The organism is Mesorhizobium sp. B2-4-17 (genome assembly GCF_006441275.1).
GTDB lineage: Bacteria > Pseudomonadota > Alphaproteobacteria > Rhizobiales > Rhizobiaceae > Mesorhizobium.
In genome coordinates, this window is sequence record NZ_VFUX01000053.1 from 1 (window position 1) to 19,524 (window position 19,524).

Sequence of the window (19,524 nt, forward strand, 5' to 3'; positions counted from 1 at the left end):
CGTCCCTCCCGATTCGATGCTCGGGAAGTGTCCACGATGTCTCCGAACGCCTGTCCACCATCTCCCCGGTCTCTACAGGAGGGTTAGGGTGGGGGTTCCTCTTCGCAAGAATCCATATGCGATTGCCCTGGTACAGTGACGGGGAGAAGAAGCTGTGTTGGCGCCCGATCAGGCCTTGCCTGGGACTGTCCTGATCACCGTGCCCCAAGGATCCTCGCGGGTCGTTTCGCTGGTCACATTGTCCGAGCGCATCTCGACCCAGGCAAGGCCCGAGCGGGACGGGTCGCGGCGGCCGGCGCCGGCGCTCTGCCAGGCATTGGCGCCGATATGATGATGGTAGTGGCCTGACGACAGAAACACCGCCTGACTGCCATATTTAGCCACCGTGTCGAAGCCGAATTCCTGGTTCCACCAGGCCTCGGCCTCTTCCGGCCTGCCGACGCGCAGGTGGACGTGACCGACAATGCTGTTTTCCGGCGCGCCCTGCCAGCCTGCATCGCCGGCCGGCACTTCGGCAACGACCGAAGGAATGTTCAGCCGCTCGGTCGCCATGGCGATCCTGTCGCCGTTCCACGTCCAGTCCTGTGGACGGCGGTCGGCGTAGATCTCGATGCCGTTGCCTTCCGGGTCGGTCAGGTAGAGCGCTTCGCTGACCAGATGGTCCGAAGCACCCTCGACGGCGATCTTGTCTGATATGGCGTGGTTGATCCAACGGCCGAGATCGGCACGGCTGGGAAGCAGGAAAGCCGTGTGGAACAGGCCTGCGCTGCGCGGGTCGTCCGGCTTGGCGGAGGCATCCGGCTCGAGAATAAGCAATGGACGGTTGGCGGCGCCCAGGATGATCGCGCCGTCGGCGCGGCTCAATTCCTGCAGGCCGACAACCCGGCGGTAATAGGCAGCGAGGCTTTCGGCATCGCGCGCCTTCAGCCCGACACGGGCAACGCTCACCGGCGTGGTGGCGGCAAATGGCAGTTCGCTCATTCTTGTCTCCGTTTTGGCAACACTCGAGGAAGCTCCCAAAGCCAGGAACCCGGCGCCACCGATCATTGTACGCCGTGTCAGCGCCAAAATCCCGGTCCTCCACGGCTGGTTCTCTCCTGATGACAGATCGTCCATCGCGATCGTTCACACAAGACGCCGAAAAGCGAACATGGTGTTCACCATTACGAGCAGGAGCACATCCATCAACGGTTGCATGCGGCAATCGCGCTCGCTATCTCACCACCATGAAAGTCAAAGACGCAGATATTCTGATCGTTCCGGGCTACACCAATTCCGGACCCGAGCATTGGCAGACCCGCTGGCAATCGAAACTGTCGACGGCGCGGCGCGTCGAGCAGGCGGAGTGGTCGAAGCCGGTGCGCGAGGACTGGACGGCGAGCGTGGCCAACGCTGTCAACGCGGCCGAGAGGCCGGTGGTCATCGTCGCGCACTCGCTTGGGGTCGCGGCGGCCGTGCAAGCCATTCCGCAATTCGTGAGGCCGGTCGCCGGAGCCTTCTTCGTTGCGCCGCCCGATGTCGCCAATCCGAAGATCAAGCCGAAGCACCTGATGACCTTCGGTCCCTACCCGCGCGAGCCGTTGCCTTTTCCCTCGATCGTGATTGCCAGCCGCAACGACCCCTTCTGCGCCTTCGATGTCGCCGAGGATATTGCCGGCGCCTGGGGCTCGCTGTTCATCGATGCCGGCGAGACCGGTCATCTCAATGCGGATTCAGGCTTCGGCCCGTGGCCCGAAGGATCCATGACCTTCGCCAAGTTCCTGACGGACCTGAAGGCTTAGCGGTCGCGCCGCGTCAGGCGTCGATCGAATCCTTGATGCCCTTGAGCAGGGTCTTTGCCCCCAGCGAAATCAGCGCATGCTCGGACCCGGTGGCGAGCAGACGGTAGCCCATCGACACGACGCGGCCGGCAATTGCTGGCTCGACGACATAGATCGCGGCATGTTTTCCGGCCTTGCGGGTGCGCTCGGCAACCGACGCCACCGTCTCCATCATGCTTTCCAGCGTGGAATTGACCGTGGCGCCATTGGTCCAGGCGATCGAGAAATCCGATGGCCCGAGGAAAATGCCGTCAATGCCCGGCGTGTCGAGGATCCCGTCGAGCGCATCGAGTGCGGCGCGCGTCTCGACCATTGCAAAAGCCATCGTGCGCTGGTTGGTGTCGCGCAGCCATTCGGCTTGGTCGCCCTTGCCATGGCGCGGGAAGGCATAGGTCGGGCCCCACGAGCGCTCGCCGAGCGGCGGATATTTCATGGCCGCGGCGAACAGCCTTGCGTCGGCAACCGAATTCACCATCGGCGCGATGACCACCTCGGCGCCGAAATCGAGCGCCCGGCTTGCCATATCGAAACGGCCGACAGGAATGCGCACCAGCGCCGGCTTATTTGCGGCGAGCACCGGCATGAGCCCGCGAAGCACGCTGTCCTCGTGATGGCCGCCATGCTGCATGTCGAGCGTAACCGCATCGAACCCCTGTTTGGCGAGAATCTCGACGGTCAGGGCATCCGGCACGCCGGACCAGGCGGTAACCAGCGTTTCATCGGCGGCAAGGCGGGACTTCAGGGACATCTAATCTCTTTCCTTGTTAGCATGAGCAGTTCAGCCGGAAAGTGCGACAAAGGCAAAGAAAAACCGCCCGGAACGGCCGGGCGGTCGATTGGTCCAGTCATTCCTGGGTTCGTCGCAGGTTCTGCCGCAAAACCGTGGGACGCTTTTGCGGAAACCTGCCTCGGCCCGGATCAGGTGTTCTTGATCTGCTCGATGGCCTGCGCCATCAGTTCGTCCATGGTGCGGCGGATCTGATGGTCCGACTGGGCGACGCCCGCGGCATCGAAATCCCTGCGGATCTTGCGGAACACGTCATGATCGCCGGCTTCCTCGATATCCGAAACAACGACTTCCTTGGCGTAGGCATCGGCGTCGGCGCCCGATTTTCCAAGCTTTTCAGCAGCCCACAGACCAAGCGCCTTGTTGCGGCGCGCCGAGGCCTTGAACCGGAGTTCCTCATCGAAGGCAAACTTGCGCTCAAAGCCCTCTTCGCGATCCTTCATGCTGCTCATGGCTTCCCTCCGGGTCAAATCCGATTCGTTGGCGATGGATATGTGTATTGCCAAAGCACAAACCAAAAGGTCGCGAGCCGGTCAATATGCTTCGTCGCATGCTGCGCTGCGGCATTTCAGTCCTGAAAGCGGTTGATTGAAAGGATTTGCCGATTGAGCAAACGATGTGATTGGGATAGACCCGGCATTGAACGCCCCCGTCGCCGCACTAATTTAGGCAGACGGACAGGAACTGGTCGCTTGCCGCCTGCCCGCAAATCCAGAGAAAAAATCAGATGAAAAATCGCCGCCGCATTTATGAAGGCAAGGCCAAGATCCTCTATGAGGGGCCCGAGCCGGGCACGCTCATCCAGTTCTTCAAGGATGATGCCACCGCTTTCAACAAGAAGAAACACGAGGTCGTCGACGGCAAGGGTGTGCTCAACAACCGTATTTCCGAGCACATCTTCAACCATCTGAACCGCATGGGCATCCCGACCCATTTCATCCGCCGGCTCAACATGCGCGAGCAGCTGATCAAGGAAGTCGAGATCATCCCGCTCGAAGTGGTGGTGCGCAATGTCGCCGCCGGTTCGCTGTCCAAGCGCCTCGGCATCGAGGAAGGCACCGTTTTGCCGCGCTCGATCATCGAATTCTATTACAAGGCCGACGCGCTCGACGATCCGATGGTGTCGGAAGAGCACATCACCGCGTTCGGCTGGGCGAGCCCGCAGGAGATCGACGACATCATGGCACTCGCCATCCGCGTCAACGATTTCCTCTCCGGCTTGTTCATGGGCGTCGGCATCCAGCTCGTCGACTTCAAGATCGAGTGCGGCCGCCTGTTCGAGGGCGACATGATGCGCATCGTCGTGGCCGACGAGATTTCGCCGGATTCCTGCCGCCTGTGGGACGTGGCGACGCAGGACAAGCTCGACAAGGACCGTTTCCGCCGTGACATGGGCGGCCTCGTCGAAGCCTACCAGGAAGTCGCCCGCCGCCTGGGCATCATGAACGAGAACGAGCCGCCTCGCCCGACCGGTCCGGTGCTCGTCGCCTCGACCGATGGCCTCAAGGGCAAGCCGCACTAACCAAGACCACTATTCGAGCAGGAGCATGTCCAGCGTGATCAAGGCCCGCATTACCGTCACCCTCAAGAATGGCGTGCTCGACCCTCAGGGCAAGGCGATCGAACACGCGCTGTCGGGGCTTGGCTTCGATGGCGTCGGCACGGTGCGGCAAGGCAAGGTGTTCGATGTCGAGCTGGCCGGGGCCGACAAGGGCAAGGCCGAGGCTGATCTCAAGGCCATGTGCGACAAGCTGCTGGCGAATACGGTGATTGAGAATTATAGTGTGACGCTTACCTGAGGTTGTGTCGGAGGGCATGATGGCGGAAGTCACGAACGAACTGATGTTTGAGCTTATGAAGCGTGTGCATCACGAAATCGGCGAACTTCGTCAGGATGTCTCCGAGACGAAACGGGAATTGAATGTAATGCGAGGTCACATGGTGGCAACGCAAAGCGATATCCACAACATCTACGGAATTCTCGCCCGCCAGGATGATCGGCTTGAACGCATTGACCGCCGTCTCGACCTGCGCGAACTCGCCGAATCTCAGAGGCCTTTCGAACCAAAATGAAATCAGCCGTCGTCCTCCTGCCTGGCCTCAATCGCGACCGCGACATGATCGCGGCGCTGACCAAGATTTCGGGACATGCGCCGGCTACCGTCTGGCAGACCGATACCGAAATCCCCGATGTCGATCTTATCGCCATTCCGGGCGGGTTCTCCTTCGGCGATTATCTGCGTTGCGGCGCGATCGCCGCGCGCATGCCGGTCATGCGGGCGGTTGCCGAAAAGGCGGCGAAGGGCGTCATGGTCATCGGCGTCTGCAACGGCTTCCAGATCCTGGTCGAGGCCGGACTGCTGCCGGGCGCCTTGATGCGCAACTCATCGCTGAAATTCGTCTGCCGGCAGGTGAAACTGCAGATCGCCAACGCCAACACCATGTTCACGCGCCGCTATCAGCCCGGCCAGATCATTCGCTCGCCGGTGGCGCACCATGACGGCAACTATTTTGCCGACACAGAGACGCTTGCCCGCGTCGAAGGCGAAGGCCAGGTGGTGTTCCGCTATGCCGAAGGCACCAATCCCAACGGTTCGCTCAACGACATCGCCGGCATCATCAACGAACAAGGCAATGTGCTTGGCCTGATGCCGCATCCTGAAAACCTGATCGAGGCCGCCCATGGCGGCAGCGACGGCCGCGCGCTCTTCGAAGGCGCCCTCGGCATCGCGGCCTGATAACCACTGAGGCGAAAGCCTTGAAACAAGCCGGGCATTCCAGCCATTCCAATGGAAAAGTCCGCGTCACTGGGGAGAGACTGTCATGAAACTCTATTCGCGACCGTTGTCGCCCTACTCTTCGATCGTGCGGGCGCTGGCCTATATCAAGGACGTGCCGGTCAAGATCATCGCGCCACCGCCGGGTTTTCCAATCCCCGAAGAATTTCGCGCCATCTCGCCGATGAACCGGATTCCGGTGCTGATCACCGGCTCGGGCGAAACGATCGTCGAATCGGTCGTCATCGCCGAGTATCTGGAGGAACGGTTTCCTGAACCGGCGCTGCTGCCGGCTGATTCCAAGGATCGCGCGCTGGTGCGCATGTTCGCCCGCATCACCGATCTCGATGTGCTGACGCCGACGATGAAGCTGTTCGAGCTGCATTTCGTGCCGAAGCGCAACGACGCCGAGATCGAAGCCCAATTCGCCCGCCTGCACCACGGGCTGGCGGCGATCGAGGCGCGCATGGCGCAAGGTCCCTTCGCGCTCGGCAGCGACATCAGCTTCGCCGACGCCTGGCTGACGCCGACGCGCTTCATCTTCAACAACTTCCGCGCCATGACAGGCCGCCACGACCTGCTCGACGCCTATCCCAAGTTCGATGCCTATGAGCAGATCGCCCTGCAGCATCCGGCATTGTCGCGTGTATGGGGCGAGATGACCGACGGCCTGAAGATCTTTCTGTCCGAACTCGAGATGGGTGCCGCTTGATCAAGAGCAAGACGATCGCCTTCGTTGCCGCAGCGGGCTTTGCCCTGGCATCGTGCCAATCGAGCCCGAAGAGCACGCCCGTGCCCTCGGGCAAAAGTGCGGCGCTGCTGGCCATGGAACAGGTGGCGATCGCGGCCCACAAATGCTGGATCGCCAGCAAGGACCCGGCCTTCAGGCAATATCAGATGGCCAATGAGCTGAACTCGTTCAGCGGCACGCCGCGCTTCCTGCTGGTGCCGGCCAAGCATTATGGCGGCAAGCCTTTGCTGGTCGTGCAGGCGCAAGGCAATTCGAGCCGTGTCGACGTGTTCGGACCGCTGATGAACGACCCGCTTGGCGCACGCATCGGGGCCGACATCGCCCGCTGGCAGGCCGGCAACCCGGCCTGCGCGGCAACTGCCTAATCCATGGGCCGCTTTCTGCGGGTGGCGGGTCTGGCCTTCGGCCTGATCGCGCTCGTCCTGCAGTTCTGCATCACCATTCCGGCGTCGATGGAAGCCGGCCGCGGCCTGCTTGGCTCCATCGTGTTCTATTTCAGCTTCTTCACCATCCTGACCAACATTGGCGCCGTGCTGGTGCACACGTCGCTGCTGTCACCGGCCGGCTATGCGTGGCTGCCGGCCTTCGCTGGACCAAGGATGCGTGCAGGCGTCGCTGTTTCCATCACCCTGGTCTCCATCGTCTACGCCACGGTCCTGGCGCGGCTATGGCACCCGCAGGGCCTCTTTCTGCTCTGCGATGTGCTGCTGCATTACGTGACGCCCGTGCTGTTCGTGCTGTGGTGGCTGATAGCAGGCGCCGACGGCAGAACGCGTTGGCGCGACATTTCGTGGTGGATGCTCTATCCCGTCGCTTATCTGGCCTATGCGCTGACGCGCGCGCCGCTTGCCGGCGAGGTGCCCTACCCCTTCCTCGACGTCGCCAAGAACGGTGCAGCCAGTGTCGCCATGGCGGCGCTGGCCGTCACGGCGATGTTTCTGATGATCTGCGTTGTCGCCGTTTTCGTCGATCACGGCGTCGCGCGTCTGCGGACCAACGATGTCCGCTAAGACCAGCCTACTCCCAGAAAGGCCTGATGGCCTCACGGTGGGCATCGCAGCGGGAGATGCCGATGTCCTTGAGCTGATCGTCGGTCATCTCCAGCAACGCCAGCCGACTGCGTCGGCGCTCCAGCAAATGGTCGATCCATCTCGCCAATGACCTGATCACACGCACCATGCTGCCGACAAAGCCGCGCTGGCCGGACGGGCGTAGCGCCTGGTCTGATAGCTCGGGTCTCGAATGACGGATTGTCGCGATTGTATCCATTTTTATCAACCAGACTTCTCGATTGTACCCCTCTCTGGCACGCTTTTCGATATGTATTGACTCACAATGCGGTGCAATATACAAAATTGTCACCATGACAAGTTGGCTTCCAGACCTCACTGCCGGTTCCGGTCCTCTTTATCAGCGCCTTGCTGACAGCATTGAGTCAGATATCGACCGGGGCGTGATCGATGCCGGCGCGAAACTGCCGCCGCAGCGCGACCTCGCCTATGACATCGGCACCACCGTCGGCACGGTCGGCCGGGCCTACCAATTGCTGCGCGAGCGCGGGCTGGTGAGTGGCGAAGTGGGGCGAGGAACCTATGTGCTCGGTCAGCGTCCCGACGGCCTGAAGCCGGAGGCCCCCGACGTCAGCGTGGAAGGCACGCGCTATGTCGATGCGCCCAAGGACAAGCTGCGTTTCGACAGCACCGCGGCACCCGATATCGGCCAGGGCGCTGATGTTGCCGATGTGCTGTCGCGCACCGCACAGGATCATCCGCACGAAATTTCGAGCTATACGCGCGATTTTCCGGACCGCTGGTACGAAGCCGGCGTCCGCTGGCTGTCGCGCAATTCCTTTCGACCAGCCGCCGACGCCATCGTTCCGACGCTCGGCACCCATGCCGCGGTGATGGGCGCGATCGCTGCGCTGACAACGCCTGGCGACTATGTCGCCTTCGAACACCTCACCTATTCTCAGATATCCCGCAGTGCTGGGCTGATCGGCCGGCGCACCGCGCTGGTGGCATCGGATGACCAAGGCATCGACCCCGACGATTTCGAGCGCGTCTGCACACAAAAGCATCCCAGGATGATCTTCCTGATGCCGACCGCGCAGAATCCGACACTGGCGACACTGTCGGCCGCGCGCCGCGAGGCGATGGCGCGGGTTGCACGCGACTACAATGTCGTCATGATCGAGGATGACCTTTACGGCAATCTGACCGACGATCCGACACCGCTGCTGGCTGAATTCGCCCCCGAACGCACCATCGTTGCCGGCGGCCTGTCGAAATCGGTGGCGGCCGGCATGCGCGGTGGCTGGCTCGCCTGCCCGCCCGCCTATCGCCACCGTATCCGCGTCGCCCACAAGATGATGACCGGCGGCATGCCGTTCCTGCTGGCGGAGGTGAATGCCCGTCTGGTGCTTTCGGGACAGGCCAGCGATATCCGCAAGCGCAGCATCGCCGAAATCAGCGCCCGCATCGCGATCGTTCGCGAAACCTTGGCCGGCTTCGCGTTCAAGTCACATGACAAGGTGCCCTTTGTCTGGCTCACCCTGCCCGACCCCTGGCTTTCCGGCACCTTCAAGAACGCCTGCCTGGAACACGGCGTGCTGATCGACGACGAGGACGAGTTCAAGGCCGGCCGCTCGGAACAGGTCTTTCATGGCGTCCGTTTCGGTGTTTCGCAGCCGAGACGTCGTGGAGACGTCGCCGACGGCGTTGCGGTCATCAGGCGCCTCCTCGATGAGGGCCGCGCGGGCTACGACAGCTTCTCCTGAACCGCAAAGCGCTTCGGAAGCCAGCCATCAGGCTGCCCTGTGGCTTTGTCGGGTTTTCGTGCGTTTTCGCCAATCGACGGGTGTATCGGCCACAAAGCTTGCGATAAGAGGGGACTCAAAATCCAAGCTCCATGGACATACATCGCCGCCCATGACCATTTCCAATTCCGTGCCGATCACCCCAGAGCTCATTGCCGCGCATGGGCTGAAGCCCGATGAGTACCAGCGCATTCTCGATCTCGTCGGGCGCGAGCCGAGCTTCACCGAACTCGGCATCTTCTCGGCGATGTGGAACGAGCACTGCTCCTACAAATCTTCCAAGAAATGGCTGCGCACGCTGCCCACCACCGGGCCGCAGGTCATCCAGGGACCGGGCGAGAATGCCGGCGTGGTCGACATCGGCGACGGCGACTGCGTCGTCTTCAAGATGGAAAGCCATAACCACCCGTCTTTCATCGAGCCCTACCAGGGAGCCGCGACCGGCGTCGGCGGCATCCTGCGCGACGTCTTTACCATGGGGGCGCGGCCGATCGCGGCGATGAATGCGTTGCGGTTCGGCGCTCCCGACCACGCCCAGACCAGGCATCTCGTCGCCGGCGTGGTTTCCGGCGTCGGTGGCTATGGCAACTCCTTTGGCGTGCCGACGGTCGGCGGCGAGGTCAATTTCGATGCCCGCTACAACGGCAACATCCTGGTCAACGCCTTCGCGGCCGGCCTTGCCAAGACCAACGCCATCTTCCTGTCGGAAGCCAAGGGCGTCGGCCTGCCGGTTGTCTATCTCGGCGCCAAGACCGGCCGCGACGGCGTCGGCGGCGCCACCATGGCCTCGGCGGAATTCGACGACAAGATCGACGAGAAGCGCCCGACCGTGCAGGTCGGCGACCCCTTCACCGAAAAATGCCTGCTGGAGGCCTGCCTCGAGCTGATGGCCTCCGGCGCCGTCATCGCCATCCAGGACATGGGTGCCGCAGGGCTTACCTGTTCGGCGGTCGAGATGGGTGCCAAGGGCGACCTTGGCATCGAGCTCGACCTCGACAAGGTGCCGGTGCGCGAAGAGCGCATGAGCGCCTACGAGATGATGCTGTCAGAAAGCCAGGAGCGCATGCTGATGGTGCTACGTCCCGAAAAGGAAAAGGAAGCCGAGGCGATCTTCCACAAATGGGGCCTCGACTTCGCCATTGTCGGCAAGACCACCGACGATCTGCGTTTCCGTGTGTTGCATCAGGGGGATCAGGTCGCCGACCTGCCGATCAAGGATCTCGGCGACAAGGCACCCGAATACGACCGCCCCTGGATCGAACCCAAGAGGCCGGCGCCGCTTGCCGCCAACGATATTCCGCAGGCCGATGTCGCCGATGCACTGCTGAAACTGCTTGGCGGACCGGATCTTTCGTCGCGTCGCTGGGTCTGGGAGCAATACGACACGCTGATCCAGGGCAATTCGCTGCAGCTTCCCGGCGGCGATGCCGGCGTGGTGCGCGTCGAGGGCCATGCCACCAAGGCGCTCGCTTTTTCCTCCGACGTGACGCCGCGCTATTGCGAAGCCGACCCGTACGAGGGCGGCAAGCAGGCCGTGGCCGAATGCTGGCGCAACCTGACCGCCACCGGCGCGTTGCCGCTGGCCGCCACCGACAACCTCAATTTCGGCAACCCGGAACGGCCCGAGATCATGGGCCAGCTGGTCGGCGCGGTGAAAGGCATCGGCGATGCCTGCCGCGCGCTTGGTTTCCCGATCGTGTCGGGCAATGTCTCGCTCTACAACGAGACCAACGGCCAAGGCATCCTGCCGACGCCGACCATCGGCGGCGTCGGACTGATCGCCGACTGGTCTAAGATGGTACGGATCGGCTTCGCGGCCGAGGGCCAGATGATTCTGCTGGTCGGTGCTCCCGCCTCCTGGGGCACGCATCTTGGCCAGTCCGTCTATTTCAGAGACATCCATGGCCGCACCGACGGCCCGCCGCCGCCGGTCGACCTCGAGCACGAGAAGCGCGTCGGCGACCATGTGCGTTCGCTGATCGCGTCCGGTACCGTCACGGCGGCGCATGATGTTTCGGACGGCGGCATTGCGGTCGCCTTGGCCGAAATGGCGATGGCGTCGGGCATCGGCGCGACCGTTCCCGGACTGGTCGGCACCGATCCGATCCCGGTCTGGTTCGGCGAGGATCAGGGCCGCTATCTCTTGACGCTGTCGATCGACCCGCATGGCGACGAATGGGACGCCATCCGCAAGCAGCAGGGCGAACTCGGCATCTTCGCGCCCTGGATCGGCTCGACCGGCGGCGCCGCGCTGAAACTCGGTGACGCCAGGGCGATCCCGGTCAGCGACTTGACCGCCGCGCATGAAGGCTGGTTCCCGCGCTTCATGGACCAGGCCAGTTGACGAGACTGGCCGCCCGGGCGCTGCTCGCAGTCGTCTTCTGGCCGTCGCTGTTCTTCTTCTGGTTCCTCGGACCGTTCGTCTTCTTCCTGCTGTCGACGACCTCGAGCGAGGTTTGTCCCAGACTGGAAACGCGCGCCGAGTTCCTCGCGGCGGCCAATGGCGCGCTTCCGATGCTGGTGCTGCAGAACCTCATCTACGCGGTTCCGATCATCTGTCTGCTGCTTTGGACCCGGCTTCTGCCAGACAACACGCGAACAGGTCAGGTCGTCATCTGCATCAAGCTTTTCGCCCTAGCGGCCGTGCTGGGGGCATTGTGGGAATATGGCTCTTCGCTTGTCTGCGATGGCTACGGCCAACCGTTTTTCTCGCCCGCCTGGCGGATGACCAGCTACCTGCCGATCGCTAATTTGGCGGTCAATCTTCCACTCTATGTGCTGGTCTTCAGCCTTGGCCGCGCCTTCTCGATGCGCGAAGACGAGCCCACAGACGATGCGATCCATCACGATGAGAATGCCTTGTAGCCGACAATCGCTCCGATGGTGGACGGAACGGCTTCAATCCCGGCTGGAAAGGCTTTAGGTTTACCCCGACTCTCATCGCATGGGCAGCCACGTCGCCGCCCGCCCGAAACAGGAAATTCTGCAATGGCAATGGACGCCCGCGACATCGAAAAACTGATCAAGGACGGCATTCCGGACGCCCGCGTGACGATCCGAGACCTCGCCGGCGATGGCGACCATTACGCCGCCGAAGTCGTGGCCGAGAGCTTTCGCGGCAAGAGCCGCGTCCAGCAGCACCAGATGGTCTATGACGCGCTGAAGGGCAATATGGGCGGCGTGCTGCACGCACTTGCGCTGCAGACCAGCGTTCCCGACTGAGGGATCAACCAACTCGACACCCGCTTGGCCCAAAACCGCCCATCCTTTGCGCCATTTCGGCCATGGCATGGCTAAAGTCTTGTTTCGGGCAACCTATAGGTTTATTTGAAGGACATGTTTCGAAGCCTGACTCCCACAGGCGGGAAAGGATTTTCCATGAGCGGTATCAACGACTACATCGACAATGAAGTGAAGGGCAACGACGTCGTCCTTTTCATGAAGGGCACGCCCGGTTTTCCGCAGTGCGGATTCTCCGGTCAGGTCGTCCAGATCCTCGACTATATCGGCGCCGACTACAAAGGCGTGAACGTGCTGGACTCAGCCGAACTGCGCCAGGGCATCAAGGATTATTCCAACTGGCCGACCATCCCTCAGCTCTACGTCAAGGGCGAGTTCGTCGGCGGTTGCGACATCGTGCGCGAGATGTTCCAGGCCGGCGAGTTGCAGGACTTCCTGGTCGAAAAGGGCGTCAGCGTCAAAGGCGCCGCCTGATTTCGGTTTCGGGCATGTCATAACGACTGCACTGAGCATCCGGGCGACCCCACCGCCGCAATTTTTTATGTCCTGACGCTAGGACCAAGACGAGCCAATGCGCCGGCCCGCCGGCGCGTTTTCGTTTGAGAGATCGGACTTGCCGTGGACCAGCAGAAAGAAGCGCCGCAACGGGCAACCATTTTGCCCATCCCGCGCTGGGAGTTCATTGCGCTGTGCGCGGCTCTGATGGCGCTCAATTCACTGGCCATCGACATCATGCTGCCGGCGCTGCAACAGATCGGCGCCTCGCTCGGCGTCGAGAATGAAAACCACCGGCAATATGTCGTCACCGCCTATATTCTGGGCTTTGGCGGCGGCCAGCTCTTCTTCGGCCCGATCTCGGACCGTTACGGGCGCCGCTCGCCACTTGTCGCCGGCCTGATCATCTACGTGGCGGCGGCCGCCGCGGCCGCCATTGCACCAAGTTTTGAAACCCTTCTGCTTTGCCGCGCCGTGCAGGGTATTGGCGCGGCGGCGACGCGCGTCATCGCGGTCTCGATCGTACGCGACACATTCGATGGCCGCCGCATGGCCGAAGTGATGTCGCTGATCTTCATGGTGTTCATGGCGATACCGGTCATTGCTCCCGGCATCGGTCAGTTCATCATGCTGTTCGCGACCTGGCATTGGATCTTCGTCACCATGGCTATTGGTGCCCTGATCGTCTCGGCATGGTCGCTGCTGCGTCTGCCCGAGACGCTGCATCCTGAATATCGCCGGCCACTGACGGCCTCCTCCATCCTCGGCGGCTTCCGCATCGTGCTCACCAACCGCATCGCGCTCTGCTACGCCTTTGCCAGCACTTTCATTTTCGGCGCCATGTTCGGCTTCATCGCCTCGGCGCAGCAGATCTACGTCAACGTCTTCAACGTCGGCGAAATGTTTCCGGTGATCTTCGCCGGGGTCGCCGGCGTGCTCGCCTTCTCCAACTACCTTAACTCACGCCTTGTCGGCCGGATCGGCATGCGCCGACTATCGCAGAGCGCGCTGCTGCTGTTTCTGGTCATCAGCCTGGCGTGGCTGGTCGTTTCGCTGGAAACGAAGATGCCGCTTTGGCTGTTTATCACCTTCTTTGCGGGCGCCATGCTTCCGTTCGGAGCGCTTGGCGCCAATTTCAACGCGCTGGCCATGGAGCCCCTAGGTCAATTGGCCGGCACGGCGTCGTCAATCCTGGGTTTCATGCAGACTTTTCTCGGCGGCATTCTCGGCACGCTGATCGGTCAAGCTTTCAACGGCACGGTGACGCCGCTTGCCGCCGGCTTCTGCAGCGTCTCGGTCGCGGCGCTGTTGATGATTCTTCTTGCCGAGCGCGGCAAGATGTTCCAGCCACACAACCCACCCGTTTCAGGGCACATCACCGACTTGCATTGAATTGTCGCTTGCGCGTGTCGTTGTCCCAAACCACGGCACACTCTGGGCGACCCGCTTTCGAGCGAGATGTATCAGGATGAGCCTACAAAGGCTGCCGTAAAGCGAGGAGCAAGCATACGTCCTGCGATTGCCTCGCCCATGCTGTCTGAAACGGGCAACGGCAAGGCCTTGTCGAGAGCGTCGAGAATGGAAGCGACGAAAGCGCGGCTGAGCGCGTCGTCGCTTCCCAGTTTGGAATAGGTGGCGCGAGGTTTGCCAATCAGCGTACCGTTTCGGCGAAGCGAAAACCGCAACGTCAGGGACATGCCTGCTGTTCCAGGCGGCGGCTGCCAACAAGCGAAGATCGCGGCGGACATCTCCTTTATCGTATCAACAGGATCGGGACTGCGGCATGGGCGCTGCTGCGATCTCGCCTGGTTGGAGCCGACAACCAAGATGATGGCGAGGGCCGCTACGACAATCGTGGACCGAGACTTCATCTACGGAACCCTCTCGATTGGCATGAGATCGCATCTATCCTTCGGTCGCACAACCCGGTCGATCCTACTCCGCCCAGAGCTCGCGGCGCAGCTCCTGCCAGCTTTCCTTGTCCGGCGCGACCAGCAAGCCGCCACCGACATGCGCCGGCAGATAGGCGCTGCCGTCGAAACGCGCGGCATGGCCACCGGCTTCTGCGTGGATCAGCACGCCGGCGAGATGATCCCAGGGCATCAGCTTGTTGTAGACGACGAAATGGCCATGGCCGCTTGCCAGCAAGCGGTATTCATGCGCGGCGCAGCGATAATTGAATTGCGACAGCGTCTTGGTCTGGTTGCAGGCCAGCCGCGTGCGCTCGGGCTCCGCCATGTACTGCCAGGAGACCGCGCCGGTCATCTGTGAAATCGGCGCCGCGGGCGCGGCAACCCGCACTTTCTCCAGCGCGCCGTGTGCGTGGCGGATGTGGCTGCCGGAGCCCCTGGCGCCGATCAGCCAGTCCTTGCCGACGGGATCGTGGATGATGCCGGCGACCGTCTCGCCCTTGACGACGACGCCAAGCATCACGCCGAACAGCGGCACGCCGGATGCGAAGTTGAACGTGCCGTCGACCGGGTCGATGACGAAAGCCAGGTCGGCTTCTCCCAGGCCATCAAGCAGCGCCGGATTGTCGGAACAGGCTTCCTCGCCGACAACCATGGCGGAGGGGTAATGGCTGCGCAGCCGGGCCGTGATGAGCCGCTCCGCATTCACGTCCGCTTCCGTCACCAGATCGGCTGCCGAGGTCTTCTGTCTGATGTCGCCGTCGCCCAGCCGGCGAAAGCGGGGCATGATTTCGATGTCGGCCGCCTCGGCCAGCAAGCTGGCCAGCCAGTCGATCGCGTTATCATCAAATGTCATCGGAAGCGTCTTGTCCCGTGATGAGGGTTTGGTTCAGGGCGGCAAAATCGAACAGGTTCCTGTCGAGCAGATGCGACGGCCTGGTGTTGGACAGCGCGCGGATTATCGTGTCCTTGCGCCCAGGCATGCGTCTCTCGATGTCCCCGAGCATGGCCTTCATGGCGTTGCGCTGGAGGCCTTCCTGGCTGCCGCAGAGATCACAGGGAATGATCGGAAACCGCATCGCCGCTGCGAATTTCTCGAGATCTGCCTCGGCGCAGTAGCTCAGCGGCCGCAGCACCATGACGTCGCCTTCGTCGTTGAGCAGTTTTGGCGGCATGGCGGCAAGCCGGCCGCCATGGAACAGGTTCATGAAGAAGGTTTCGAGGATGTCCTCTCGGTGATGGCCGAGCACCAGCGCCGAACACTTCTCCTCACGCGCGATGCGATAGAGATGACCGCGCCGCAGCCGCGAGCAGAGCGAGCAATAAGTGCTGCCCTGGGGTAGCTTGTCGGTGACGACTGAATAGGTGTCCCGGTATTCGATGCGGTGCGCGATACCGTTGGCGTTGAGATAATCGGGCAGGATGTGCTTGGGAAAATTCGGCTGGCCCTGGTCGAGATTGCAGGCCAGCAGTTCGACCGGCAGCAGGCCACGCCATTTGAGATCGAGCAGCATTGCGAGCAGACCGTAGGAATCCTTGCCGCCCGACAGTGCAACCAGCCAGCGCTGGCCCGGCTTGACCATCGAGAAATCCTCGATCGCCTGGCGGGTCAGCCGCAGCAGCCGCTTGCGCAATTTGTTGAATTCGACCGAGGACGGCACATCGGCGAACAGCGGATGGGAGCCGCCTTCGTTGCCCGGTTCAAGCGTCTCGATATCTGGCTGCATGTTCATGGCGCAACGGCCCCGGAGTGTGACGTCCGCACGGATTAGCGCATCGGCCGGGAAATCGAAACGCCAAAGCGAATGCGCGAAACAAAAAGGCCGCCTCGATGGGCGGCCTTTGGATGGATCGCAAAAAAGCGTTCGCTTAGCGCGAATAGAACTCGACGACCAGGTTCGGTTCCATCTGGACGGCGAACGGAACGTCCGACAGGCCAGGGATGCGGGCGAAGGTCGCGACCATCTTGTTGTGATCGGCTTCGATATAGTCCGGTACATCGCGCTCGGCGAGGGCAACCGATTCCAGGACGATGACGAGCTGCTTCGACTTCTCGCGCACCTCGACGACGTCGCCCGGCTTACAACGGTACGAGCCGATGTTGACGCGCTTGCCGTTGACGTTGATGTGGCCATGGTTGACGAACTGACGGGCGGCAAAAATGGTCGGCACGAACTTGGCGCGGTAGACGACCGCGTCGAGACGCGACTCGAGCAGGCCGATCAGGTTCTCCGAAGTGTCGCCCTTGCGGCGGTCGGCCTCTTCGTAGACCTTGCGGAACTGCTTTTCCGAAACGTCGCCATAGTGACCCTTCAGCTTCTGCTTGGCGCGCAGCTGCAGGCCGAAGTCGGAAAGCTTGCCCTTGCGGCGCTGACCATGCTGGCCGGGACCGTATTCACGCTTGTTGACCGGGGACTTCGGGCGGCCCCAGATATTTTCGCCTAGCCGGCGGTCGATCTTGTATTTCGCGGATTCGCGCTTGCTCATCGCATTCCCTTTCAAAACAACACACCCGGAACCTCATGGTCCGGGTGAAGGAAACGCGCCCTCCTCTGGCCTCCGTTTTCGGGACCTGACAGAGTCTTCCCACGCAACGCGGCGGAAAACCCACGGGACACGTCAGTTCAAACAAGACCAGAGACAACCAGGGTGACTGATCTCGCATATACAAAACAAACACCGGACATCGCTGCCCGGCGTTGGCGGCTGGTTAAACCGAGATTTAACCGGTGTCAAGCTTATGACTGGCGCCGGGCAAAACAACGATATAGCGTTTCGCGCGTTGATGCAGTGCCGGATGTGGCGGGAGGTTGTTGCGCCAACGGCACCAGGAAGGGACTGGAGCAAGAGGAGCGCAATTCTTATGAAGAAATTCTTCCTTACCCTGGTAGGCGCCGCGGTACTTGCAGGTTCGATGGCGGTGGCGCCGGAACCGGCAATGGCCCGCCACTGGCACGGGCATAAACAGGTCTGCCGCGTCATCGTGAAAAAGAGGGTGGTGTGGCGGCATGGTCACCGCCGGGTGATCGTCGAAAGAGTGCGGCGCTGCCACCGTTGGTAATCTAGGCGAGAATTTCAGCCTCTGATAGGCAGTTGCGCTGCGGGCTTTCGTTTGTTCGGCGCTACGTCTTCAAACGCAGCCGACAGGATTTCAGTCTTTCGATTTCTTCTCGGGAAGTCCCTTGCGCTTCGTCTCGGCGAACTCCTCGAGCTGCTTCTCGCTCATGGAATCGTACATTCCCTTGGAAGCGCCCTTGAGTTCGCTCTTTTTCGTCTCGCCGCGCTTGGCGGAGAGTGCGGCTCCGGCGGCTTTCTGTTGGGCTTTCGAGGTGGCTGGCATGGCCGTTCTCCTTTGCTGTCAGGAGAAAACGCCGAGCCTCCGGCCTCAGTTCCAGCAGCAGAGGCCCGGTTCCACGTCCGCTGCTGCCAGGCCGGCAGCCGGCCGGCTTTGGCAATTTCCCTGGCGGCCTTCCCGTGTCCAGAGCTCCCGTGTAGGACGGCTGGATGAAATCTCTGACAGATCCCCCTCAAGCTCTTTCCACCGGCCTGGCGAAAATCCGCGACGAACTCCACGTGCCTGACGGGTTTCCGGCTGACGTATTGGCTGCGGCGCAGGCGGCGGCCAGGCGTGTGCCGAACCAGCATGCCGATCGAACGGCGATGCCGTTCGTCACGCTCGATCCGGCTGCCTCCACCGATCTTGACCAGGCGTTCTCGATCGAGGCGAGCGGCAGTGATCTTCTGCTGCACTATGCCATTGCCGACGTGGCTTGGTTCGTCGCGGACGGCGACGCAATAGATCTCGAAGCCTGGACGCGGGGCGAGACGCTGTACTTGCCGGACGGCAAGGCCGGACTCTACCCGCCGATAATTGCCGAGGGGGCGGCGAGTCTGCTGTCGGATGGACCACGCCCAGCGGTCGTCTTCACCGTTCGGGTTGCCGAGGATGGCGCGGCGGCATTGGACGGCGCGGAGCGGTCGATCATTCAAAGCCGCGCTAAGCTCGCTTATGAAAGTGTGCAGTCTTCCGATCTCCCGTTCGGCTTCGCCGAGCTGGCGCGGCGCATGGCGATGAACGAGAAGCGTCGTGGCGCTTCGCGCGTCGACCCTCCCGAGCAAGAGGTTGAAAGGCTGGCAGACGGCACATTCCGGCTTTCATTCAGACCTCTGCTCCAATCCGAACAAGACAATGCCGCGCTTTCGCTGGCGACCAACATGGCGATTGCCGACGCCATGCTTGCGCACCATACCGGGTTGTTCCGGGTGATGTCGGAGCCGGACGCCTTCAAGGTGAAAAGACTGCGCAACGCCGCACAGGCCCTCGGCCTGTCTTGGCCAGACTCCACCAGCTTGCGGGACTATCAGCAAACCCTCGATCCCAGCGATCCGCAACAGGCGGCGCTAATGCTGGAAATCCGACATGCTAGCCCCGGCGCGTCATACCAGCCCTACCAGGAGGGCATTGTCCCCTGGCATGAGGCAATGGCCGCAACCTATGCCCATGCAACCGCGCCACTCAGGCGATTGGCCGATCGCTATGTCGTGCGCTGCGCACTGGCCATCGCAAACGGCCAGCCCGTGCCGCAGGCCGTCATTGATGCGTTCGCCAGATTGCCGAAGGTGATGGGACGCGCGGATAGCCGCGCTTCGCAGATCAACCATGCGGCCATCGATCTTGCGGAGGCGGTAATGCTGAAGGGACGCGAGGGGGAAACGTTCAAAGCCGTTGTCACCGACTTCGTCGACCACGGCGTGCGCGTTCAGCTTTCCGATATGCCTGTCGTTGCCATCGTAAAGGCCACTGGGCTCAAACAGGGCGACGGTCTTGCGCTAAGGCTGGTCCTGGCCGATCCGGACCGACGCAGCATCGTGTTCGAACCTGTTTGAGCGGCGAACGTTTCCACACCTAGAGCGGGTCAGCGTTCGATA

At 62.1% G+C, this 19,524-nt stretch carries 25 protein-coding genes; 16 read left to right on the forward strand and 9 right to left on the reverse strand.

Annotated elements, in window-relative coordinates; translation table 11 throughout:
• Positions 1–168: 168 nt before the first annotated feature.
• Positions 169–981 (reverse strand): VOC family protein, encoded by an 813-nt coding sequence (locus FJ548_RS28515; protein WP_140779631.1) that lies wholly within the window; start codon positions 979–981, stop codon positions 169–171.
• A 245-nt stretch (positions 982–1,226) separates the two neighbouring features.
• On the opposite strand from FJ548_RS28515, the gene FJ548_RS28520 reads away from it, so the two are divergent.
• Positions 1,227–1,781 (forward strand): alpha/beta hydrolase, encoded by a 555-nt coding sequence (locus tag FJ548_RS28520; RefSeq protein WP_140692503.1) that lies wholly within the window; start codon positions 1,227–1,229, stop codon positions 1,779–1,781.
• Between the two features lie 13 nt (positions 1,782–1,794).
• Here FJ548_RS28520 and FJ548_RS28525 read toward each other — a convergent pair whose 3' ends face one another.
• Positions 1,795–2,568, reverse strand: coding sequence for an HpcH/HpaI aldolase/citrate lyase family protein (locus FJ548_RS28525; protein ID WP_140609357.1), 774 nt, complete (start codon positions 2,566–2,568; stop codon positions 1,795–1,797).
• A gap of 170 nt (positions 2,569–2,738) precedes the next feature.
• A complete protein-coding gene (locus tag FJ548_RS28530; protein ID WP_140609359.1) occupies positions 2,739–3,059 on the reverse strand; it encodes a DUF1476 domain-containing protein in 321 nt (106 codons plus the stop codon).
• A gap of 275 nt (positions 3,060–3,334) precedes the next feature.
• Between FJ548_RS28530 and purC the strand changes: the two genes are divergently transcribed.
• The 7 genes from purC (at position 3,335) to FJ548_RS28565 (ending at position 7,145) form a co-directional block, all read left to right on the forward strand.
• On the forward strand, positions 3,335–4,129 hold the full coding sequence (purC, locus tag FJ548_RS28535) for a phosphoribosylaminoimidazolesuccinocarboxamide synthase (protein ID WP_140609361.1): 795 nt from the start codon (positions 3,335–3,337) through the stop codon (positions 4,127–4,129).
• A gap of 34 nt (positions 4,130–4,163) precedes the next feature.
• The gene (purS, locus tag FJ548_RS28540; RefSeq protein ID WP_140609559.1) at positions 4,164–4,406 is read left to right on the forward strand and encodes a phosphoribosylformylglycinamidine synthase subunit PurS; all 243 of its coding nucleotides are present in this window, start codon (positions 4,164–4,166) and stop codon (positions 4,404–4,406) included.
• A gap of 19 nt (positions 4,407–4,425) precedes the next feature.
• Positions 4,426–4,680: a hypothetical protein gene (locus FJ548_RS28545; protein ID WP_140609363.1), complete on the forward strand. Its 255-nt coding sequence runs from the start codon at positions 4,426–4,428 to the stop codon at positions 4,678–4,680.
• A complete protein-coding gene (gene purQ / locus FJ548_RS28550; protein ID WP_140779632.1) occupies positions 4,677–5,345 on the forward strand; it encodes a phosphoribosylformylglycinamidine synthase subunit PurQ in 669 nt (222 codons plus the stop codon). Before FJ548_RS28545 ends, purQ begins: the two co-directional genes overlap by 4 nt.
• A gap of 85 nt (positions 5,346–5,430) precedes the next feature.
• Positions 5,431–6,096: a glutathione S-transferase family protein gene (locus FJ548_RS28555; protein WP_140762211.1), complete on the forward strand. Its 666-nt coding sequence runs from the start codon at positions 5,431–5,433 to the stop codon at positions 6,094–6,096.
• Positions 6,093–6,500: a hypothetical protein gene (locus FJ548_RS28560; RefSeq protein ID WP_140609369.1), complete on the forward strand. Its 408-nt coding sequence runs from the start codon at positions 6,093–6,095 to the stop codon at positions 6,498–6,500. The genes FJ548_RS28555 and FJ548_RS28560 overlap by 4 nt, the downstream gene beginning before the upstream one ends.
• A 3-nt stretch (positions 6,501–6,503) precedes the next feature.
• A complete protein-coding gene (locus tag FJ548_RS28565) occupies positions 6,504–7,145 on the forward strand; it encodes a Pr6Pr family membrane protein (protein ID WP_140779633.1) in 642 nt (213 codons plus the stop codon).
• Positions 7,146–7,152: 7 nt separating this feature from the next.
• Here the strand turns inward: FJ548_RS28565 and FJ548_RS28570 are convergent, their stop codons facing one another.
• The gene (locus tag FJ548_RS28570; protein WP_140609373.1) at positions 7,153–7,404 is read right to left on the reverse strand and encodes a DUF1127 domain-containing protein; all 252 of its coding nucleotides are present in this window, start codon (positions 7,402–7,404) and stop codon (positions 7,153–7,155) included.
• A 94-nt stretch (positions 7,405–7,498) separates the two neighbouring features.
• On the opposite strand from FJ548_RS28570, the gene FJ548_RS28575 reads away from it, so the two are divergent.
• The 6 genes from FJ548_RS28575 (at position 7,499) to FJ548_RS28600 (ending at position 14,077) form a co-directional block, all read left to right on the forward strand.
• A complete protein-coding gene (locus FJ548_RS28575) occupies positions 7,499–8,911 on the forward strand; it encodes a PLP-dependent aminotransferase family protein (protein WP_140779634.1) in 1,413 nt (470 codons plus the stop codon).
• A 151-nt stretch (positions 8,912–9,062) separates the two neighbouring features.
• Positions 9,063–11,294, forward strand: coding sequence for a phosphoribosylformylglycinamidine synthase subunit PurL (gene purL, locus FJ548_RS28580; protein ID WP_140779635.1), 2,232 nt, complete (start codon positions 9,063–9,065; stop codon positions 11,292–11,294).
• On the forward strand, positions 11,291–11,815 hold the full coding sequence (locus tag FJ548_RS28585; protein ID WP_140609379.1) for a hypothetical protein: 525 nt from the start codon (positions 11,291–11,293) through the stop codon (positions 11,813–11,815). The genes purL and FJ548_RS28585 overlap by 4 nt, the downstream gene beginning before the upstream one ends.
• A 123-nt stretch (positions 11,816–11,938) precedes the next feature.
• On the forward strand, positions 11,939–12,172 hold the full coding sequence (locus FJ548_RS28590) for a BolA family transcriptional regulator (protein WP_056562227.1): 234 nt from the start codon (positions 11,939–11,941) through the stop codon (positions 12,170–12,172).
• Positions 12,173–12,328: 156 nt separating this feature from the next.
• The gene (gene grxD / locus FJ548_RS28595; RefSeq protein ID WP_140609381.1) at positions 12,329–12,664 is read left to right on the forward strand and encodes a Grx4 family monothiol glutaredoxin; all 336 of its coding nucleotides are present in this window, start codon (positions 12,329–12,331) and stop codon (positions 12,662–12,664) included.
• 144 nt (positions 12,665–12,808) lie between these two features.
• The gene (locus FJ548_RS28600; RefSeq protein WP_140779636.1) at positions 12,809–14,077 is read left to right on the forward strand and encodes a multidrug effflux MFS transporter; all 1,269 of its coding nucleotides are present in this window, start codon (positions 12,809–12,811) and stop codon (positions 14,075–14,077) included.
• Between the two features lie 71 nt (positions 14,078–14,148).
• Here FJ548_RS28600 and FJ548_RS28605 read toward each other — a convergent pair whose 3' ends face one another.
• The 4 genes from FJ548_RS28605 to rpsD all read right to left on the reverse strand — a co-directional run bounded on the left by FJ548_RS28605 (position 14,149) and on the right by rpsD (position 17,082).
• Positions 14,149–14,433, reverse strand: coding sequence for a hypothetical protein (locus tag FJ548_RS28605; RefSeq protein ID WP_246678793.1), 285 nt, complete (start codon positions 14,431–14,433; stop codon positions 14,149–14,151).
• 187 nt (positions 14,434–14,620) lie between these two features.
• The gene (locus tag FJ548_RS28610; RefSeq protein ID WP_140779638.1) at positions 14,621–15,451 is read right to left on the reverse strand and encodes an inositol monophosphatase family protein; all 831 of its coding nucleotides are present in this window, start codon (positions 15,449–15,451) and stop codon (positions 14,621–14,623) included.
• Positions 15,441–16,328 carry a tRNA 2-thiocytidine(32) synthetase TtcA gene (gene ttcA, locus FJ548_RS28615; RefSeq protein WP_140779639.1) on the reverse strand — a complete coding sequence of 296 codons (888 nt, stop codon included), beginning with the start codon at positions 16,326–16,328 and terminating at the stop codon, positions 15,441–15,443. The genes FJ548_RS28610 and ttcA overlap by 11 nt, the downstream gene beginning before the upstream one ends.
• Before the next feature lie 136 nt (positions 16,329–16,464).
• Complete coding sequence (gene rpsD / locus FJ548_RS28620; RefSeq protein WP_140779640.1) at positions 16,465–17,082, reverse strand: 30S ribosomal protein S4; 618 nt, start codon at positions 17,080–17,082, stop codon at positions 16,465–16,467.
• A gap of 376 nt (positions 17,083–17,458) precedes the next feature.
• Between rpsD and FJ548_RS28625 the strand changes: the two genes are divergently transcribed.
• Positions 17,459–17,656 carry a hypothetical protein gene (locus FJ548_RS28625; RefSeq protein WP_140779641.1) on the forward strand — a complete coding sequence of 66 codons (198 nt, stop codon included), beginning with the start codon at positions 17,459–17,461 and terminating at the stop codon, positions 17,654–17,656.
• A 90-nt stretch (positions 17,657–17,746) separates the two neighbouring features.
• On the opposite strand, the gene FJ548_RS28630 is transcribed toward FJ548_RS28625, so the two are convergent.
• Positions 17,747–17,935 carry a DUF3008 family protein gene (locus FJ548_RS28630; RefSeq protein WP_140609394.1) on the reverse strand — a complete coding sequence of 63 codons (189 nt, stop codon included), beginning with the start codon at positions 17,933–17,935 and terminating at the stop codon, positions 17,747–17,749.
• A 164-nt stretch (positions 17,936–18,099) separates the two neighbouring features.
• On the opposite strand from FJ548_RS28630, the gene FJ548_RS28635 reads away from it, so the two are divergent.
• On the forward strand, positions 18,100–19,482 hold the full coding sequence (locus FJ548_RS28635) for an RNB domain-containing ribonuclease (protein WP_140779642.1): 1,383 nt from the start codon (positions 18,100–18,102) through the stop codon (positions 19,480–19,482).
• The last annotated feature ends 42 nt before the right edge of the window (positions 19,483–19,524 follow it).

Bases quoted from the DNA above. Each gene is read 5' to 3' on its own strand.
- FJ548_RS28610 (WP_140779638.1), bottom strand. From the start codon at position 15,451: ATGACATTTGATGATAACGCGATCGACTGGCTGGCCAGCTTGCTGGCC.
- FJ548_RS28525 (WP_140609357.1), bottom strand. From the start codon at position 2,568: ATGTCCCTGAAGTCCCGCCTTGCCGCCGATGAAACGCTGGTTACCGCC.
- FJ548_RS28630 (WP_140609394.1), bottom strand. From the start codon at position 17,935: ATGCCAGCCACCTCGAAAGCCCAACAGAAAGCCGCCGGAGCCGCACTC.
- ttcA (WP_140779639.1), bottom strand. From the start codon at position 16,328: ATGAACATGCAGCCAGATATCGAGACGCTTGAACCGGGCAACGAAGGC.
- purC (WP_140609361.1), top strand. From the start codon at position 3,335: ATGAAAAATCGCCGCCGCATTTATGAAGGCAAGGCCAAGATCCTCTAT.
- FJ548_RS28565 (WP_140779633.1), top strand. From the start codon at position 6,504: ATGGGCCGCTTTCTGCGGGTGGCGGGTCTGGCCTTCGGCCTGATCGCG.
- FJ548_RS28530 (WP_140609359.1), bottom strand. From the start codon at position 3,059: ATGAGCAGCATGAAGGATCGCGAAGAGGGCTTTGAGCGCAAGTTTGCC.
- FJ548_RS28520 (WP_140692503.1), top strand. From the start codon at position 1,227: ATGAAAGTCAAAGACGCAGATATTCTGATCGTTCCGGGCTACACCAAT.
- FJ548_RS28515 (WP_140779631.1), bottom strand. From the start codon at position 981: ATGAGCGAACTGCCATTTGCCGCCACCACGCCGGTGAGCGTTGCCCGT.
- FJ548_RS28545 (WP_140609363.1), top strand. From the start codon at position 4,426: ATGGCGGAAGTCACGAACGAACTGATGTTTGAGCTTATGAAGCGTGTG.
- grxD (WP_140609381.1), top strand. From the start codon at position 12,329: ATGAGCGGTATCAACGACTACATCGACAATGAAGTGAAGGGCAACGAC.
- FJ548_RS28605 (WP_246678793.1), bottom strand. From the start codon at position 14,433: ATGTCCGCCGCGATCTTCGCTTGTTGGCAGCCGCCGCCTGGAACAGCA.
- FJ548_RS28590 (WP_056562227.1), top strand. From the start codon at position 11,939: ATGGCAATGGACGCCCGCGACATCGAAAAACTGATCAAGGACGGCATT.
- FJ548_RS28555 (WP_140762211.1), top strand. From the start codon at position 5,431: ATGAAACTCTATTCGCGACCGTTGTCGCCCTACTCTTCGATCGTGCGG.
- FJ548_RS28570 (WP_140609373.1), bottom strand. From the start codon at position 7,404: ATGGATACAATCGCGACAATCCGTCATTCGAGACCCGAGCTATCAGAC.
- purQ (WP_140779632.1), top strand. From the start codon at position 4,677: ATGAAATCAGCCGTCGTCCTCCTGCCTGGCCTCAATCGCGACCGCGAC.
- FJ548_RS28625 (WP_140779641.1), top strand. From the start codon at position 17,459: ATGAAGAAATTCTTCCTTACCCTGGTAGGCGCCGCGGTACTTGCAGGT.
- purL (WP_140779635.1), top strand. From the start codon at position 9,063: ATGACCATTTCCAATTCCGTGCCGATCACCCCAGAGCTCATTGCCGCG.
- FJ548_RS28635 (WP_140779642.1), top strand. From the start codon at position 18,100: ATGAAATCTCTGACAGATCCCCCTCAAGCTCTTTCCACCGGCCTGGCG.
- FJ548_RS28575 (WP_140779634.1), top strand. From the start codon at position 7,499: ATGACAAGTTGGCTTCCAGACCTCACTGCCGGTTCCGGTCCTCTTTAT.
- rpsD (WP_140779640.1), bottom strand. From the start codon at position 17,082: ATGAGCAAGCGCGAATCCGCGAAATACAAGATCGACCGCCGGCTAGGC.